At 50.0% G+C, this 17,483-nt stretch carries 13 protein-coding genes, 3 tRNA genes and 1 pseudogene; 7 read left to right on the plus strand and 10 right to left on the minus strand.

What is annotated here, in order from left to right; translation table 11 throughout:
• From SQ11_RS14220 to SQ11_RS14265, 9 genes and pseudogenes are all read right to left on the minus strand, one after another.
• Positions 1 to 348, minus strand: a pseudogene (locus tag SQ11_RS14220) (undecaprenyl-phosphate glucose phosphotransferase); the annotation flags it as partial.
• The gene (epsA, locus tag SQ11_RS14225; protein ID WP_041514861.1) at positions 341 to 1,126 is read right to left on the minus strand and encodes an XrtB/PEP-CTERM-associated transcriptional regulator EpsA; all 786 of its coding nucleotides are present in this window, start codon (positions 1,124 to 1,126) and stop codon (positions 341 to 343) included. The pseudogene SQ11_RS14220 and the gene epsA, both read right to left, overlap by 8 nt.
• A gap of 1,893 nt (positions 1,127 to 3,019) precedes the next feature.
• Positions 3,020 to 3,094 (minus strand) — tRNA-His (locus SQ11_RS14235).
• A 57-nt stretch (positions 3,095 to 3,151) separates the two neighbouring features.
• Positions 3,152 to 3,228: transfer RNA gene (locus SQ11_RS14240), tRNA-Arg, on the minus strand.
• Between the two features lie 36 nt (positions 3,229 to 3,264).
• Positions 3,265 to 3,341: transfer RNA gene (locus SQ11_RS14245), tRNA-Pro, on the minus strand.
• A gap of 86 nt (positions 3,342 to 3,427) precedes the next feature.
• Positions 3,428 to 4,228: a GTP cyclohydrolase FolE2 gene (gene folE2, locus SQ11_RS14250; RefSeq protein WP_041514863.1), complete on the minus strand. Its 801-nt coding sequence runs from the start codon at positions 4,226 to 4,228 to the stop codon at positions 3,428 to 3,430.
• 72 nt (positions 4,229 to 4,300) lie between these two features.
• The gene (dxs, locus tag SQ11_RS14255) at positions 4,301 to 6,145 is read right to left on the minus strand and encodes a 1-deoxy-D-xylulose-5-phosphate synthase (protein ID WP_041514864.1); all 1,845 of its coding nucleotides are present in this window, start codon (positions 6,143 to 6,145) and stop codon (positions 4,301 to 4,303) included.
• A 46-nt stretch (positions 6,146 to 6,191) separates the two neighbouring features.
• On the minus strand, positions 6,192 to 7,085 hold the full coding sequence (locus SQ11_RS14260; RefSeq protein ID WP_041514865.1) for a polyprenyl synthetase family protein: 894 nt from the start codon (positions 7,083 to 7,085) through the stop codon (positions 6,192 to 6,194).
• Positions 7,075 to 7,329, minus strand: coding sequence for an exodeoxyribonuclease VII small subunit (locus SQ11_RS14265; protein ID WP_041514866.1), 255 nt, complete (start codon positions 7,327 to 7,329; stop codon positions 7,075 to 7,077). Before SQ11_RS14265 ends, SQ11_RS14260 begins: the two co-directional genes overlap by 11 nt.
• 246 nt (positions 7,330 to 7,575) lie before the next feature.
• Between SQ11_RS14265 and SQ11_RS14270 the strand changes: the two genes are divergently transcribed.
• From SQ11_RS14270 to SQ11_RS14300, 7 genes are all read left to right on the plus strand, one after another.
• On the plus strand, positions 7,576 to 8,679 hold the full coding sequence (locus tag SQ11_RS14270) for an SRPBCC family protein (RefSeq protein ID WP_041514867.1): 1,104 nt from the start codon (positions 7,576 to 7,578) through the stop codon (positions 8,677 to 8,679).
• 39 nt (positions 8,680 to 8,718) lie between these two features.
• Positions 8,719 to 9,063 carry an STAS/SEC14 domain-containing protein gene (locus tag SQ11_RS14275; protein WP_041514868.1) on the plus strand — a complete coding sequence of 115 codons (345 nt, stop codon included), beginning with the start codon at positions 8,719 to 8,721 and terminating at the stop codon, positions 9,061 to 9,063.
• 627 nt (positions 9,064 to 9,690) lie between these two features.
• Positions 9,691 to 11,523 carry a fatty acyl-AMP ligase gene (locus tag SQ11_RS14280; protein ID WP_041514869.1) on the plus strand — a complete coding sequence of 611 codons (1,833 nt, stop codon included), beginning with the start codon at positions 9,691 to 9,693 and terminating at the stop codon, positions 11,521 to 11,523.
• A gap of 7 nt (positions 11,524 to 11,530) precedes the next feature.
• Entirely contained in the window at positions 11,531 to 12,445 is a 915-nt protein-coding gene (locus SQ11_RS14285; RefSeq protein ID WP_041514870.1) for an NAD(P)-dependent oxidoreductase, read from the plus strand.
• A 35-nt stretch (positions 12,446 to 12,480) separates the two neighbouring features.
• Positions 12,481 to 12,732 carry an acyl carrier protein gene (locus SQ11_RS14290; protein ID WP_041514871.1) on the plus strand — a complete coding sequence of 84 codons (252 nt, stop codon included), beginning with the start codon at positions 12,481 to 12,483 and terminating at the stop codon, positions 12,730 to 12,732.
• Positions 12,732 to 13,916 carry an aminotransferase class I/II-fold pyridoxal phosphate-dependent enzyme gene (locus SQ11_RS14295; protein ID WP_084226899.1) on the plus strand — a complete coding sequence of 395 codons (1,185 nt, stop codon included), beginning with the start codon at positions 12,732 to 12,734 and terminating at the stop codon, positions 13,914 to 13,916. Before SQ11_RS14290 ends, SQ11_RS14295 begins: the two co-directional genes overlap by 1 nt.
• Positions 13,917 to 14,176: 260 nt before the next feature.
• Positions 14,177 to 15,925: an ABC transporter ATP-binding protein gene (locus tag SQ11_RS14300; RefSeq protein WP_052494286.1), complete on the plus strand. Its 1,749-nt coding sequence runs from the start codon at positions 14,177 to 14,179 to the stop codon at positions 15,923 to 15,925.
• Between the two features lie 430 nt (positions 15,926 to 16,355).
• Here SQ11_RS14300 and SQ11_RS14305 read toward each other — a convergent pair whose 3' ends face one another.
• Positions 16,356 to 16,952: a hypothetical protein gene (locus tag SQ11_RS14305; RefSeq protein WP_041514872.1), complete on the minus strand. Its 597-nt coding sequence runs from the start codon at positions 16,950 to 16,952 to the stop codon at positions 16,356 to 16,358.
• Positions 16,953 to 17,483: the final 531 nt, after the last annotated feature.

A 17,483-nucleotide genomic window follows, 5' to 3' on the forward strand; every position in this document is an offset into this window, starting at 1 on the left:
GATCAGCGCTTCGCTGGAGAATTCGGCCATATAGCCGGTGGCAACGCCGAGGAAAAGCAGCAGCAGAACCACCCAGAACCAGCTGTAGAGCACATCGAAGACCAGTCTCTTGATGGAGAATTGCAGGCGCGAGGTGCCCGGAAAGGTGATGGAAAACACGATTACCGCAAGAATCAGGTAGGGGGGCTGCAATTCTCCTTCAATGCCGTTGCTTATCAGCCAGAGGGAAAGTATCAATGCCGCGGGGTCGAGAATGGCTTCGACAGCGCTCAGCATGTTGTTGCCAAGCGGTCCTTTGGCATGAGTGAAAACCGTGGATGCGGAGAATGTCGGGTTGGCTTCAGCCATGGCTGGGACTACGCTCTATTTTGGATACGGCTTGTATCCGGTTATAAACATCGAGTTTCTTGAAGATATGCTGCAAATGATTTTTTACGGTGAAAGAACTGATGCACAGGATGCTGCCTATCTCGGCATTGGTTTTGCCCATCTTTACCCAGTCCATTATTTCGCTTTCACGTCCGCTAAGTCCGTAGTCTTCGCATTCCGGAGGGTCTACCAGGAGCCTCCCTCCGCAAGCAGGGTATGGCAAAGGCGCTACGCGGCGTAATGCGGTATCCAGATACGGCAACAGAATTTCCATTGCACTGAGCGTAGAACTGTCTAGTTCATCTTTCGAACTAAAAATTACGTAAAGACAATCATGGCGCCCGCGTTTGTCGCTGATACCGTGCATTAGGGATGAATGCATACCTTGCAACGCGGCACCAAAAGAACATTGTAAATCGCCGTCTTCATACAGAGCATCAGCTCGAACGCTCGATGCGTAAGCCATCCTCCCCAGCTCATCCCATCGATTATAGAGTTTCCGCAATAACGGTGAAAGACCTTCCGGTTCCAGATGAGCAGTTCTAACACCCGGTAGCGCCGAAACGATATCGTGCCGAATGAAATTCGAGCCGAAATCGCCCCATGCGGCAAGCATAATCTCATGCGGCAGATAGTGCTGAACTTCTCCCTGCAACCATCTGAACAGGTCAAGATGTCCGCGTACAGCTACCCCTTCCTGGATAATGCGGGCGTAGCGCTGAAGATGATCAGCGGAAAGTGAAGAGAAAAACCCCATATTGTGATACTCGGTTAGTGCTTAGTTAGCCGGTGTTATCTGGTTGGCAGCTTGAGTCTTCGACGCGGAGCCGGTATTCCTTCCATAGACTGATTGCACATCTGACTCGGAATACGCGAAGAGCCATGGCGCTGAAGTAATCCTGCGCTATTCACTCCAGCGCAAAAATCTTATTGCTCAAATAAAACTTATTTCCTAAAACGGGATCATGATCGCTGCCGGGGAAGCCTTCTATTTAGCTGAGTAAACCCATTTTGCATGGCAATCCAACATTATTATTTAATATTGCCCAATGAGGCGTGTCCGTGCGATAACCCACATAACATTAAATAGCAAGGAGAAGCTTAATCTACAATAGTTAAAGCACGATCCATGCCATGTTATTTAACTCTTAATAATCATAATGTTATAATACGGTATTAAAGCCTAATGTCGCCAAACCAGATTTGTTTTTATTAAAAAATTGTAACTGTATGTTTATAATGAAGTTTTATTGTCGTCGAAAAGCGACACATAAAATATTTAAGAGAAATCGTTTGATCAGCGTCTGATCTGACGTGGGGTGGGAAGCAGAGTGAGAAAAGCAAGAGTTGATTCAGGAAAGTAAACTGCGGGTCCCACATGTTGCCGAAATCGCTGCATAGATCCAAGGCCATGTGCCACAGGGCAAAAGAGCAGCATTTCATCCGGCGCGCGCTGGATTTATGACATATGTGGTACGTGAAAACAAAAGCTTGGATATTGGAATGGATTTCTTGCGGGCGTAAGCGGGTTTAAGCGTAATAAGCCCAGTATGAGTTGTTTGCTAATCCCCCCAAGATGGGGAAGCCTTGGAAGGTAATTTTCTATTGACCAACTCGAAGCCCTTCTTATTCATACAGGCCAAGACATATTCATCAACATAACTCAACCAGACTGCTGTCCAGGCATCTGCATAATTGTCTCTATTGGCCCTATCCTTTGCCGCAACTCTACATTCCTCTAGCGCCTCCATATAACCTGCTCTTTCTCCTCCACGGGTATATTCTCCATAGTAGGAAGAAGGCGGCGTCGAACATCCCGATAGCCCCACAAGCAACAGAACTATAATTATTCTCATTTTTTCGCTCCTATTGAATAATAGGCTTTATTGTATGGCAGTGGCAGATTAATGACCGAAGCCAGCCTAATAAAGTGAATCCCCGCCTAGCTTTGGCGGGTGGATGGTACAGGAAATGGGGTCTTTCGCCATCGTTGGGCTGTCATATCAGAACGCTTGCCAGAGATCGATAAGGCTCACCAAAAAAGCGGGACTCGAGCGGAAGGGAAAAAGATGAAACTTGAGTTTTCTGCAATCGCGGTTGATGCCGTTATTTGAATTGACGCCATAAAACAGGAAGCGTGAAGCTAAACCCAGCCTCATAAGAATCTTACAATTAATGACTGAAACATCCTCCTAATTCATTCATATCCATTCATGCCAAGAGCTCTTTGCGCTGATTAGTTCCTCCAGTTTTGCCAACTGGTTGCAATCCCTTCCCTTGCTTTGCGCCATTTATCTTAAGAGGTTTGCACATCAGGCAACCCGCCCTGGCATTCTTTGGTTTGCCGCGTTTATGATTCATGACTATGTTCTATGCTTTAAATCTGTCGGGATGGCATCGTGAGCGAACATTGAGATGAAGCCGGTAAATGTAAATGCAGACGCCTGCAATTCGCAGAATATTCCGGAACCTGCTTCGTCCTGCCGCGGTAGCCGCCAGAAGATTACGGCCCACAAATAATTCCTGCCTACAATAATAACCCCTTTCCGGTATCCATCAGGCTCAGGGTCTACCGACAGGGTACAAATCCGTTACATTTTACAAAACAGGGCAATAAAAAAGGCCTGCATCTCTGCAAGCCTTTGTATTATGGGGTGGCTGATGGGGATCGAACCCACGACAACCGGAATCACAATCCGGGACTCTACCACTGAGCTACAGCCACCATCCGAAAATATACCGCATAGCCTGGATTCAGCTGCCATTGCTAGGAGATAACCTATGGCGTGCCCGACAGGAATCGAACCTGTAACCCCCAGCTTAGAAGGCTGGTGCTCTATCCGGTTGAGCTACGGGCACCACTCAAATCGGATTTTGCCCCACATTCGCATGAATTGGTCGGGGTGGAGAGATTTGAACTCCCGACATCCTGGTCCCAAACCAGGCGCGCTACCAGGCTACGCTACACCCCGGAAAGGGCGTTACTATACCTTTCCATCCGTAAAAGGTCAATTTATGGCCTTCTTCGGCAAAAAACCCTCATGCAGCCACGGTTTGCTCAATTCTTCAATTTATCCCGCTCAATCAATGCGTAAGCCGAATGATTATGAATGGATTCAAAGTTTTCCGATTCCACCACGTAGGCGTCTATGCGCGCATCCTTATCCAGGATTGCAGCAACATCACGTACCGTATCCTCAACGAATTTCGGGTTATCGTAGGCCTTTTCAGTAACGTATTTCTCGTCCGCACGTTTCAGCAATCCATAGAGCTCACATGACGCTTGGTCCTCCGCCATTCTTATCAGATCTTCGATCCAGACAAAGCTGTTGATACAAATCGAGATTGACATATGGGACCGCTGGTTGTGCGCACCGTAGGCGGAGATTTCCTTGGAACATGGGCACAAGCTGGTCACGGGCACAACTACCTTCATGGTGAACTTGTAAATACCTTCCCTGATTTCACCGATAAAAGTCACCTCATAATCCAACAGGCTTGATATTCCGGAGACGGGTGCCATTTTGTTGATGAAATAAGGGAAAGTCATTTCGATACCACCAGATTCGCTTTGGAGCTTCTCTACCATGCTCCGCAGAATGCTTTCAAAGGATTCAACGGAGATCGTCCCCTCGTGCGCGTTGAGTATCTCCAAAAAACGCGACATGTGCGCGCCTTTTATATCATGAGACAAATTTACATACATATTGAACATGGCGACGGTATGCTGTTTACAGCCATCCTTGTCTGTAATCGTCACCGGGTGGCGGGCGGCCTTGATACCCGCCCTATTGATCGCGATACGTCTCGTATCCAAGACGCTTTGCACATCCGCAATGGGAAAATTCATGTCGTTCATGATACCTGCTTTCCAAGAAAGACCCACGGGGTCTAGGCGATGATAGACCAGGTGTTGAAACAGTGGAATTAACTACTCGGAAAGTCTCGATCTGACCGATCTGGCGATTCCCGCCTTATCCAGCCCGCAGTCAGCCAGCATTTGGGAGGGGTCGCCCTGATCTATGAAAATGTCCGGTAATCCCAATTGCAACACCGGAGTAGTAAGGCCTCTGCTTTCAAGCGATTCCAGTACCGCGCTGCCCGCGCCGCCCAGAACCGTATTCTCTTCCACCGTCACCAATAAGTCGTGATTCGATGCCAGAGACATAACTAGGTCATCGTCCAATGGTTTGACAAAACGCATATTGACAACGGTCGCGTTTAATTCTTCCCCCGCTTCCAGACAAGGTCTGAGCATGCTGCCAAAAGCCAGAAGCGCAATTTTTTCTCCGCTACGGCGAATGTCGCCGCGTCCCACAGGTAATGCTTGCATGTCCTTTTGCGGTGCTATGCCTGTTCCTATGCCGCGTGGATATCGTACCGCCGTCGGTGTATCCATTTGAAATGCGGTATAGAGCATTTGACGGCACTCGTTCTCGTCAGCAGGCGTCATCACGGTGATATTCGGGATACATCGCAGATAAGTTAAATCAAAACTGCCGGCATGCGTAGGGCCATCCGCTCCCACCAATCCGGCGCGGTCAATGGCGAATACCACCGGCAGATTCTGAATCGCGACATCATGAATTAACTGGTCGTAGGCTCTTTGCAGAAATGTTGAATAAATGGCCACCACCGGCTTCATACCATCACAGGCCAAGCCTGCCGCAAAGGTAACTGCGTGTTGTTCAGCGATGCCGACATCAAAATAACGATCGGGATATTCCTCAGAAAATCTCACCAATCCTGAACCCTCGCGCATGGCAGGTGTGATTCCGACCAAGCGCTCATCCAGCGCCGCCATATCGCACAACCACTCCCCAAAAATCTGGTAATAAGCGGGTTTACCCGTGGCTTTGGGAACGATACCCGCATCCGGATTAAATCTGGTCACACCGTGATAGAGAATCGGATCTTCCTCGGCCGCCTTATAGCCCGCGCCTTTGCGCGTTACGATGTGCAGGAACTGGGGGCCGTTAAGATGCTTGATGTTGTTGAGCGTAGTCACCAATATGTCAAGATCATGGCCATCGATGGGACCGATATAATTGAAACCGAATTCTTCAAACAAGGTACTAGGCGTTACCATGCCTTTCACGTGCTCTTCCGCGCGCTTGGCAAGCTCCAGCATCGGCGGCACGACACCCAGCATTTTCTCGCCAGCACGCCGTGCCGTTGCATAAAACTGTCCCGACATGAGCCTGGCCAGATAGTTGTTGAGTGCTCCCACTGGACGCGATATCGACATGTCATTGTCGTTAAGGATCACCAGCAAATTGGTGTTCATGGCGCCGGCGTTGTTCAACGCCTCGAACGCCATGCCGGCGCTCATGGCGCCATCGCCGATAATGGCGGCCACACGCCGGTCTTTTCCTTCCCGTTGCGCCGCTACCGCCATACCGAGCGCGGCGCTGATGGATGTACTGGAGTGCGCTGTGCCAAAAGCGTCGTATTCACTTTCATCACGTCGCGGAAAGCCTGCGACCCCGCCTTGCATACGCAATTTGCTCATGCCTTCACGGCGGCCGGTGAGAATCTTGTGAGCGTAGGTCTGGTGACCCACATCCCATACCAAACGGTCATCGGGCGTGTTGAAAACATAATGCAGTGCGATGGTTAACTCGACCGTGCCGAGATTCGACGATAGATGTCCTCCTGTTTTAGATACTGATTCAACAAGAAACTGGCGCAATTCATCCGCAAGCTGCGGCAGCAACTTGCGTTCCAGCCTTCGCAACTTGGAAGGAATATTGATGGTGTCAAGCAGTGGATACATTTAAACCCTAAAAATTATTGTAGTCTTTACTATGAAAAACATCAGTTCAAAACTCCCGGTGGATAATGAAATCGGTTAGCTGCCGTAGCCGCCCCGCCGTTGCACCAAAAATCTCCAGCGACTGGTATGCGTCGCGCCGCAATTCCTCGGCCAGCTCGCGAGCCCGGTTGGCTCCTAGGATACTTACATAGGTAGGCTTGTTATTTTCGGCATCCTTGCCCGCGGTTTTGCCTAAGGTCGCGGTGGTAGCTTCCGCATCGAGTACGTCGTCGACCACCTGGAATGCAAGACCAATACACTTGGCAAAATGATCGAGACTCGTCAGTTGGCTCTCGTTCAAGTTATTGCCGCAATAGGCACCGAGCATTACCGCGGCACGAATAAGTGCGCCGGTTTTATGAATATGCATAAATTCCAGTTCCGGCAGACTCAACGTCTTGCCGACACTAGCCAGATCAACCGCCTGTCCACCTGCCATGCCCCGCGAGCCCGCCGCTTGTGCCAGTCGCTTGATCATTTCAAGTTGCATTTGAGGGCTATCCGCCAAGCGGTATTCAGCCAGTAATTGGAAGGCCAGGCTTTGCAAGCTGTCGCCTGCCAGCAATGCTATGGCTTGATCGTATTCTACATGACAAGTGGGCTTACCCCGCCGCAGAACATCGTCATCCATGCAGGGCAGATCGTCATGCACCAATGAATAGGCGTGTATCAACTCCACCGCCGCCGCCGCAATGGTTACACGCTCTTCGTCCGCATTGTTCAGTTCTCCAGCGGCGAAGGCAAGCAGCGGGCGCACCCGCTTTCCTCCGCCCAAAACGGTATAACGCATGGCGTCATGGAGACGCTCGGGAGGAACATCTGCTGCGGGAAGTAAGGTCTGCAGGGAAGTTTCTATGCGTACCTGGCGGCTCCTCGCCCAATCCTGGAAATCAGCGATCATCGATACCAGACGGGGAGAAATTTTTCAGCGTATCAGCCTCAAGGAGATGCACCTGTTGTTGGGCATCGCGTAGCTTGGACTGACAATATTGCAGCAACTCGGCGCCACGCTTGTGGGCTGAGAGCGAGGCTTCGAGCGGCATTTGACCCGCTTCCATTTCGACCACAATATTTTCCAATTCCGTCAATGCCACTTCAAAACTTTCTGGCCGCGAAAATTTGACGGGTTTAGCAGGCTTTGTCATGATAAGCACAGTGTCAGAGAATAGATGCATTGCCGGGAATTTGCAAAAATAACGCAATAAGCGGGGTTAGGTCAATTAAATACATGAAAACTTTCTTCCACAGCATCTTTCAGTCGAGATTATAGGCGTTTTAGAAAAGATATCACGTTCTTCCAGCTTGACTCGTTGCCCTTTTTTAGTAAAAACCGGAATTTTTATCATGGTAATCATCTTTTTTGAACCCTTGACGAGGAAAAAGTAGGAGATATGTCCAATCTTGTTGATGCTTCCCAACTGAGGCAAGCACCCGCGCAACTACCCACAGCCTGGTATCTCGACCCTCGTATCCTTGATCTGGAGAAACGCTTTCTATTCGATCGAGGAGCAGGCTACGTCGGTCACGAAATTATGTTGCCGAATGTGGGAGACTACTATGTGCTGGAGTGGATGCATAGCGCCAAGGCGTTAGTGCGCAACAAGGACGGTATCGAGTTGCTGTCAAATGTTTGCCGCCATCGGCAATCTCTTCTGCTCAAGGGGCGCGGCAACACCCGAAATATTGTTTGTCCCGTCCACCGTTGGACTTATGATATGAATGGGATACTGCTGGGCGCGCCCCAGTTTCCCGAAAATCCCTGTCTCAACTTGGGCAAGACGCCATTACAAAGTTGGAACGGCCTGCTGTTTACCGGCAAACGGGATGTGGCGCACGATATGGCTCATCTGGGGGTATTGAAGAATTTCGATTTTTCCGGCCATGTGCTGGAGCGGGTACAAATAGAAGAGTATGCCTGCAACTGGAAGACTTTTATCGAGGTGTATCTGGAAGACTATCACGTCGAAACTTACCATCCAGGCTTGAGCAAATTCGTTAATACCGCTGATCTGAAATGGGAGTTCGGTGAATGGTACAACGTGCAGACGGTTGGCGTAAATCATGGGTTCGCCCACGCCGGTACGCCGGTTTATGCCAAGTGGCATGAACAACTATTGCTGCAAACCAAGAGTAAGGCGCCGCCTTATGGCGCCATCTGGATGCTTTACTATCCTAATATCATGTTGGAATGGTATCCTCACGTATTGGTCATCAGCACATTATTGCCGACCGGGACAGAGCGTTGCACCAATGTGATTGAATTTTACTATCCTGAAGACATTGCCTTGTTCGAACGCGAGTTTATTGAAGCCGAACAAGCTGCTTATCGCGAAACCGCCATTGAGGATGATGAAATTTGCAAGCTGATAACCGCTGGACGTCGCGCGTTATATGAGCAAGGGATCAATGAAATCGGGCCATATCAATCTCCGATGGAAGATGGCATGGCGCATTTCCATGAATTTCTGCGACGGGAAATCGGATCGCACATTTAATTCTGGCATATCTAATATCTATAATGAGTGACTTGGCCCATGATTACCATTGAGGAAACTGATAATCTTATAAATGTCGCCATTTTCGGCGAGTTCACTCTGGCCGATTACAAGGAATTCGAAGAGCAGGTGATCTACAAGTCCCGATCCGAAAGCCGAGTGAATCTTCTGTTGGATTGGCGCGACATGCTCAGCTACACCGTTGATGTCGCATGGGAAGACATCAAATTTATCCGGCAGCATGGCAGCGAATTTAATCGGATTGCAATTATCACCAATAACCAATGGCAGGCGTGGGGCGCCTGGGTATCCAATCTTTTCATCGATGCAAACATCAGGGTATTCAGCGATTATCCCGGCGCGAGGGCGTGGGTAGTAGCTTAGCATTGCTTGCCTGCCGGCTTAACGAAACTGAGATATGAGCGGGAACGAAGGGCGTAACGAATTACCCACACCTAAAATCTTTCAAACCAGTTGCAAAACCATCAAAAGCCGGTAATTGCAACTGCCCCAAACCCTTCCGCAGAGATTCAAATGTGATGGTACTATAAACCTTCATCTGCGCAACTTTTGTTAATTAGTCGCTGCTGAAATATCCGGGAAAGACTTTGTTGCAAAAAAACGACACATTTCTCTCCCATTCTCCAAAATCTCTTTATATTGCTCCCCAACTCGTCCAAAATGGAACCTGTTACTCTTGTACGCGACAGGTGGGACTCATAAATATTTCAATGGCATTTAAATACTGAGAAATCGGCGCTTTCCCTGCCTTTGGAGGGCTTTATGAGTCAGAACCCCATTACCTTGACAGAGAAATCCGCCGTAATATAAGCTTAGAAGTTGATTTGATTAACACATTATGAGCGTATTAATGAGTATTTGTTATCACGGCGATTATTCTCGGTATTGAAGATTAAAATTTCAAATCAAGCGGTGAATAATTAACAACCAAAGCCAGAATTCTTTACATTATAAAAAATGACTAGTCCCATTAATTTGGAGGGGAAGACCTTGAGTTCAACCATAGCGAAGTTGAACGCTCCGCTGACGCAAGCGTTTAATCCTCAATTGTCAAGCGAGTCGCCGACAGCAACAACTCCAACACCGACTTCCAACACCCAATCTCAGAGATTGGCAGACTTTGAGACATTAACGGCTGCCTTGGAATACGCGGCGGCGGGAAATGCCGGATATAACTTCTATGATGCCAAAGGGAACTTACGCTCGGTCCTTTCCTATCAGGCTTTAAGGGAAAATGCTCGCATCCTGGCCCGGCGATTAGCGGGCCTCGGTTTGGTTCATGGTGATCGCGTAGCGCTTATTGCCGACACCACCCCTGAATTTGTTGAATTATTTTATGCTTGCCGCTACGCGGGACTCATTCCGTTTGCAATGCCGGTTCCGGTTAATCTTGGCAGCCACACGGTTTATGTTCAGCAGCTCCGTGGAATGCTTGAAGGCGGCCAGGCAAGCGCTGCGCTCGCCAATGTAGACTATATAGGCTTTCTCAAAGAGGCTGCCGAGGAATCTCATGGGTTGAGATGGGTTGGCACCCCTGAGCAATTGGGAAATCTCCCAGCTATGGAGATGCCGTTGCAAGCAAATCATCCCGACGAAACCGCCTACCTTCAATTTACCTCCGGCAGTACTCGCATTCCGCGCGGAGTAATCATTACGGAACGGGCATTAATGAGCAATCTTCAAGGGATTGTTCGTTATGGCTTGGAGATACGCCCCGGTGACCGCTGTGCGTCATGGTTGCCCTTTTATCACGATATGGGGCTGGTGGGAATGGTGATGGCGCCAATGGTGGCGCAAGTTTCGGTCGACTATCTGGCTACCCGCGATTTTGCAATCCGTCCCCTGCAATGGTTGCGTCTGATTAGTCGAAATCGCGCTACCGTCGCATTTAGCCAGCCATTTGGCCTCAAACTCTGCACTCTGCGAGTTCGTGATTCAGATTTGGAGGATCTCGATCTTAGCAGCTGGCGTGCGGCCGGTGTCGGTGCGGAAATGATACGACCGGATACCTTAAGAAATTTTGCTGAAAAATTTGCCCCGGCAGGTTTTGATGCACGAGCCTTTCTGCCATGCTATGGACTGGCCGAATCGACACTAGCCGTTACCTTCTCTCAGGTTGGCCGGGGCTTCCAAAGCTTGCGGGTTGATGCCGGCACGCTGGTGGATAAGAAGATGGCTGTGCGCTTACAGGCGGAAGGCAGGAAATATAGCGAATTTGTAAACTGCGGACGCCCTTTACCCGAACATACGGTCAAGGTTGTTGATGAAGCCGGCCTGGCTCTGCCTGATTTGAGAGTAGGCAGTGTACTGGTGTATGGCAGCAGTATTATGACCGGCTATTTTAATAATCCGGAGGACACCCAAAAGACTCTCCGCCCTGGTAACTGGCTGGATACCGGAGATCTTGGTTTTCTTTTTGAAGGTGACCTGTATGTCACAGGGCGCCGCACAGATGTAATTATTGTCAATGGGCGTAATATCCGGGCTCAAGATATCGAAGAGCTTGCGGAGCAGCAACCAGAGGTAAGAACCCGTGAGGCATCTGCCTTTGGTATAACCGATGCCAATGATGTTACAACAATTGTGCTGGTTATAGAATGCCGCTTGACTTCCATAACGGATCGGCAGTCTCTTATCAGCCGGTTGCAACGGTTGGTGTATATGGCATTTGGGGTCAATTGCCTGGTTGAGCTGGTTTCGCCACACACTTTACCTCGTACTTCATCCGGTAAATTGTCGCGTTTTGCGGCGCGCCAAGGTTTCATACAGCGGACAAATCTGACAGACCAGCTTTCTCTATCTGCCGAGTCCGGGGACAAATAACCGGCATATGTCGGGCTCATGGGTGGCGGTGACCGGGGCCACCGGCTTTATTGGTAGTGTGCTTTTACAATCCCTGATCAAAGAGGGATGGAAGATCAAGGCGTTGGCCCGCCAACCCCGTGCCGATGATGAGTTTACGCAATGGATCGAAGGTGATTTAGACAACCTGGATGCATTGCGAAGCCTCGTCAAAAATGTTTCTGCTGTGGTACATTGCGCAGGTAGGGTTCGGGGCAGTTCCCTCGATGACTTCATTTCAACCAATGTCACAGGCACCCACAATCTTGTGCGGGCCTCGATACAACAGGCCTCGCCCCCTCGCTTTCTCCTTATTTCTTCTCTGGCTGCCCGAGAGCCGGAACTTTCGTGGTATGCAACCAGTAAGCGTATGGCTGAGCAGTTGGTGATTAATCATTCGCATATCATGCCATGTGCGGTTTTCCGCCCGACCGCGGTTTATGGCCCGGGGGACAAAGAAATGAGTCCCCTCTTCAGGAGTACCCAGCGTGGTATATTACCCATGGTTGGGAAAACTACGATGCGCTTTGGTTTATTGCACGTCAGTGATCTGGTAGCGGCCATTCTCTGCTGGCTCTCAACCCAGACTCCCGTGCAGGGTGTGTATGAACTCGATGATGGACGGCCGGGAGGCTATGACAGCCAAACTGTAGCCGCCATTGCGCAAGATGTTTGGAAGCGGCCGGTGCGTTGCATCTTTTTACCAGGGTCGCTTGTTTCGCTGGTTGCGAACATTAATTTGTGGTCGGCCCGGCTGCTACGCTACTCCCCCATGTTAACCCCCGGCAAAGTTAGAGAACTGCAACATGCAGACTGGGTCTCCGATATAACGCCTCTCACCCAGGCGCTTCCGGATTGGCAGCCTCGCATGCATTTGCGCGATGCCCTGCCTCAGGCAATATGATTTCTACCACTACCAAATCGATTCAGAGTTGAGCCATGTCTAACGATTACAATGATATCCTTCAAAAACTTTGCCATCATCTTAGGCAGCTTGCTGGTCCCGAGGTGGAAATTACGCCGCAGACGGATCTCATCAATCAACTCGCCATTGATTCCGTCAAGTTATTGAATTTAATTATGGAAATTGAGGATGAGTTTGATATTTCCGTGCCAATTAACGCTCTTACGGATGTTCAGACTGTCCATGAACTTACAAATTTGATTCACCAGATAAAGTCTGCGAAATAATGAGCCTACTAGATAAGCTGGACGCCGTGGCGGCAGCGAGAAAAGCTCTGCTGCCCGAGGGTATGGATGTTTTTGGCATACCCATAGGAGAGATTTATTCTGCTACGGAGGCGAAAATCGGCGATCGTCGCATACTGTTCCTGGGTACGAACAACTATCTGGGACTGACCTTCGCACCGGAATGTCTACGGGCAGCGCATGAAGCACTTGAAAGCGAGGGTACCGGCACGACGGGATCGCGCATGGCCAGCGGTAGCTACGGGGGACACCGTGCCCTTGAGCGGGAGTTTGCAGATTTTTATACCTGTCACTCGTGCATCGTTTTTACAACGGGTTATCAGGCAAATCTCGCTACCATCTCCGGCCTGGCGGGAGCCGGTGACGTCATACTCATTGATGGCGATTCTCATGCGAGTATTTATGATGGATGCCGCCTGAGTGGTGCCGAGATAATCAGGTTCCGGCACAATGACATGACAGACCTGGATAAACGCCTCCGGCGCCTGGGGGAGCGCTCCCGCTCGACTCTGATCATTGCTGAGGGCATTTACAGCATGCTCGGTGATCGGGCCCCACTGGCGGAGATTGTCAAATTAAAAGATGCCTACCATAGCACTCTTCTTCTCGATGAGGCGCATTCTCTTGGAGTTCTTGGTAAGACAGGCCAAGGTCTGGTGGAAGAAACGGGCCTCATTGGCGGAGTCGATTTCATTACCGGTACCTTCAGCAAGAGTCTCGGTGGTATAGGGGGCTACTGTGTAAGCAATCATCCACAACTCGATCAGTTACGCTACGTCAGCCGCCCATATATATTTACAGCATCACCCTCACCCGCCACCATCGCATCAACACGTGCAGCCCTCAAATTGTTGCACGACGGTGTTGGACTACGTCAACAGCTCTGGAAAAATGCCCATCAGCTTTATTCACGACTTCAGGAACTCGGCTATCAGCTTGGTCCGGAGCCCAGCCCTATCATCGCAACCATACTCGATACCCCGCAGCAGGCGATGGCTTTATGGCATGGCTTGCTCGAACATGGCATCTATGTCAACTTGATGCTACCGCCCGCGGCGCCGGATGGCAAATCATTGGTACGTTGTAGCGTCAGCGCGGCCCACACCAGTGAGCAGATGGATTATGCCGGCCAAGCTTTCGCCGATCTGCGGGAGACGATTCTCTGATAAGTATTTCTGCTGCCGGGTTATTTCGTACGACGACGTGCAAAAAAATTCTCCTTGTGTTCCAATCACACAATGCTTCCCATCACGTTATATCAACGGTGAATCAAAGAATAGAATAATCCTCAATCCGGTAGCTGTCCGCTCATTTAATAGATCAATGTTATGATCGATAACAAATATTCCGTATTACTTGAGGCTGACTTCCTGAACGAGGCTGCTACTACCGGGATTTAGGATAATCATTAAATTCATGAAACGGCATGCGTACGCTTCTTACCTATAGCATGGTTTTCCCTCGGCGCAGCGCCTATATGCTGGTGGCGCTGTTGGCCGCAGGCATTGCTGAGGGACTGAGCCTGACCGCGCTTCTTCCTTTGCTTTCGGTTGCGATAGGCGGGACGGGAGACTCGGATATTGGGCGGGTGATAGTGAATGCCCTGCAGGGGATGGGAATTGAACCCACTATAGGCGTCATGCTGTTGATTATCGTCGGTGGCATGCTCATCAAAAGTCTAATATTGCTGTTGGCCAACAGGCAGGTTGGCTATACGGTGGCACATGTCGCGACCACGCTGCGCTTGGAACTCATCAAGGCGCTGCTTGCCAGCCGCTGGCAATATTATTTGCGCCAACCCGTAGGTTCACTTGCCAATTCGGTTGCCACGGAAGCATACCGGGCCGCAAACGGCTTTGAGCATAGCGCCAACGTTCTTGCCCTATCCATGCAAGTGCTGGTCTATACCACCGTGGCCTTATTTATTTCATGGCAGGCAACCCTTACCTCCCTACTCATCGGCATGATTCTGCTACTGGCGCTACATCGCCTGGTGCGCGCCACGCGCAAAGCAGGCTCTAAGCAGACGCATTTGATACGTCATCTATTGACTTATCTTTCCGATGTGCTCACTTCGGTAAAATCATTGAAAGCCATGGCGCGGGACAATGTGGCCGACGCCATTCTCCGTGATCAAACCCAGCAGCTGGAGAAAGCTACGCGCCGGGAAGTCATGAGCAGGGAAGCTTTATTAGCCTTACAGGAACCCATACTTGCCGCCTTGACGGCAAGCGGTCTATACCTGGCGCTTGTAATTTGGCAACTTTCATTACCTGAGGTCATGGTAATGGCGTTCCTGCTGACCCGTGTCCTCGGCTTACTCAATAAAACACAACGGCGTTATCAACAGCTGGTCGCGCAGGAAAGCGCTTATTGGGCGATGCGAGCAGCAACCCAGGAAGCGGAAGCCGCGGCCGAAAGAACCACCGGGACTCTCCAGCCCACCCTGCAGCAGGGGATCAGCCTTAGGCATATAAGCTTCGATTATGGGACGAAACCGATATTTCGCGATCTCAACATCGAGATATCCGTAAAGTCGTTTACTACCATTACGGGAACATCAGGAGTTGGCAAAAGTACACTGCTCGACCTCCTCTGCGGACTGGCTGAACCCAAGTCAGGCGAAATTCTGGTCGATGGCGTATCGCTGCATGAAATCAACCTGCGTCTATGGCGGTATATGATAGGTTATGTATCTCAGGAAACTATTCTGCTCCATGACACCATTCTTAACAATATTCTTGTCGGTGCGCCTGATCTGGTTTACGCGGATGCGGAACGGGCATTGCGCCAGGCAGGCGCCTGGGATTTCGTCAGCGCTCTTCCGGAGGGCTTGCAGACTGTCGTGGGTGAACGTGGGGGACTCCTATCAGGGGGGCAACGTCAGCGCATAGCAATTGCCAGAGCGCTCGCCCATCAACCACTTTTCCTGCTCCTGGATGAGCCAACCAGTGCCCTCGATCCAGATAGCGAACAGATAATTTGTGAAACGCTACAAAGACTGGCGCAGAACTTTACCATCATTGCGGTATCTCACCAGCCTGCAGTGGTCAACGCTGCCAATATCGTCTATGCGCTTTCAAAAGGGAAAGCAGAACGATTGCAACGGTCACCTGATAGCAATAACAATTCAGAATCGCTGGTGATTCTGAATGTTGCCGCTGACAATACTTAGCACTCGCAAAATCTTAGTGAAGATACGCAGTACCGTCACTCCGTACGTTGGGCAACTGTGCAAGATGGAGTTTGCTGTCTTCTTGGAAGATAGGATGAGATACGACAAAAATGAATAATGTCGACTGCCGGATTAAGAATGACCCGGCTGGAGAGGCATTGCATCAATCAGGAGGACAAGTATGTCCCATTCCCAACTGATCAGCGACGGATAAGATAAGAAGGTATTGCGGGTAGAAATTCATCCCTCCAAGCAATAAACCCAGCCTTGCTCGCATGCCTGTGTTCGACAGTATTCAACGGATGAATACCATCTGCGAATACCTTCTTGCCTTCAAACTTCTAGCGCCTACGCAGTGTGATCCACACTGCCCCGCTTACTATCCAATCAGGATCGGAATAAACAGGGGATCCAGTCCGGACTATTTTTGCTAGGATGCTTTCGCGCTCGTCCGGCGCCGCATCCAAAAGAAAGCAGCAATGCCTCCCACACCCACTAACAGCGCAATTTCTGTCGCACCAAAACCTGAACCATGTGAGCCGTGGCCTCCGCCGCCGCCAACATGTACCGGAATACGTACCGCCGTGGTCATCTTGCCAGCTTTCTCTGTCTCCAGCAGTACTGCATATTGACCGAGTTCCTCTAAATTCACTGTAAAGGCAATACTTCCAGATGGGTATTGTTTGGCTGGCACGGACAGAATTTCATGTCCCCCTTCCCCATGTCCTTCCATCACCAGGCGTATTGCGATGGGGATCTCGCGAGACTCGGGATCCGTCAAATCCACCGAGAAATACAATTCACCGGTTTCCGGCACATGATCGCAATACGCATGAGTAGGTGGAAGATCCCCCTTTGGCTTTTCATAGGCACTGAAGGCTACAGGAAAAGCCCCGGTTTTGATGGCACAGTCTCCTGAATGATGACCCTCATGAGCGAGCATCAGTTGCGCATGAACTGGCACCGCTACCAGTGCTATCAACATAGTGCATGCCAACCTTATAGCCCACCCAAACGTTCTATCCATAATGTCTCCGGTTTCAAATCCGCAAATTAGTCGTATGCTCAGCGTTTTCTCGTGAGCAATATAATCCGTCGATTGTATACCAAATTAACCGCTAATAGGAAACAGTGTATGGCCGCAAATCCACAAACAGCCGAGCTCCGCGAAACATTGGCTACCTTGGCGCAAGCATGTCGCTGACCCCTTTCAGCACTGACACCTTTCAATTAGCGAGAAGCAGTCCAACCTTCTCAATCCACCTCGCTTCGAGCACCGCTTGCCGCGATTGGAATAAAGAGCCTCGCATTATGCAAACATGATTTTGCTCCTCTTGCTACGATGTTACTCACCAAGCTGTTGGGGTTTTTATGACATCGGTATCTATTCCTCGCATTTCAACCCAAAGAACTTTCATGAATCCTGATTCAGGCAGGGTATAAATCGGCCCTGTAAATCCCGCGTTCCCCATGTTAAGTCATTCTTAGAAATCTCGATAATATGTGAGGAATATTACGCCAGGGTTACCCGCCCCGGCATGGACAGGTATATGTTAAA

Origin of the sequence: Nitrosospira sp. NpAV (assembly GCF_000832065.1) — a bacterium.
In the GTDB taxonomy this organism is placed as follows: Bacteria; Pseudomonadota; Gammaproteobacteria; order Burkholderiales; family Nitrosomonadaceae; genus Nitrosospira.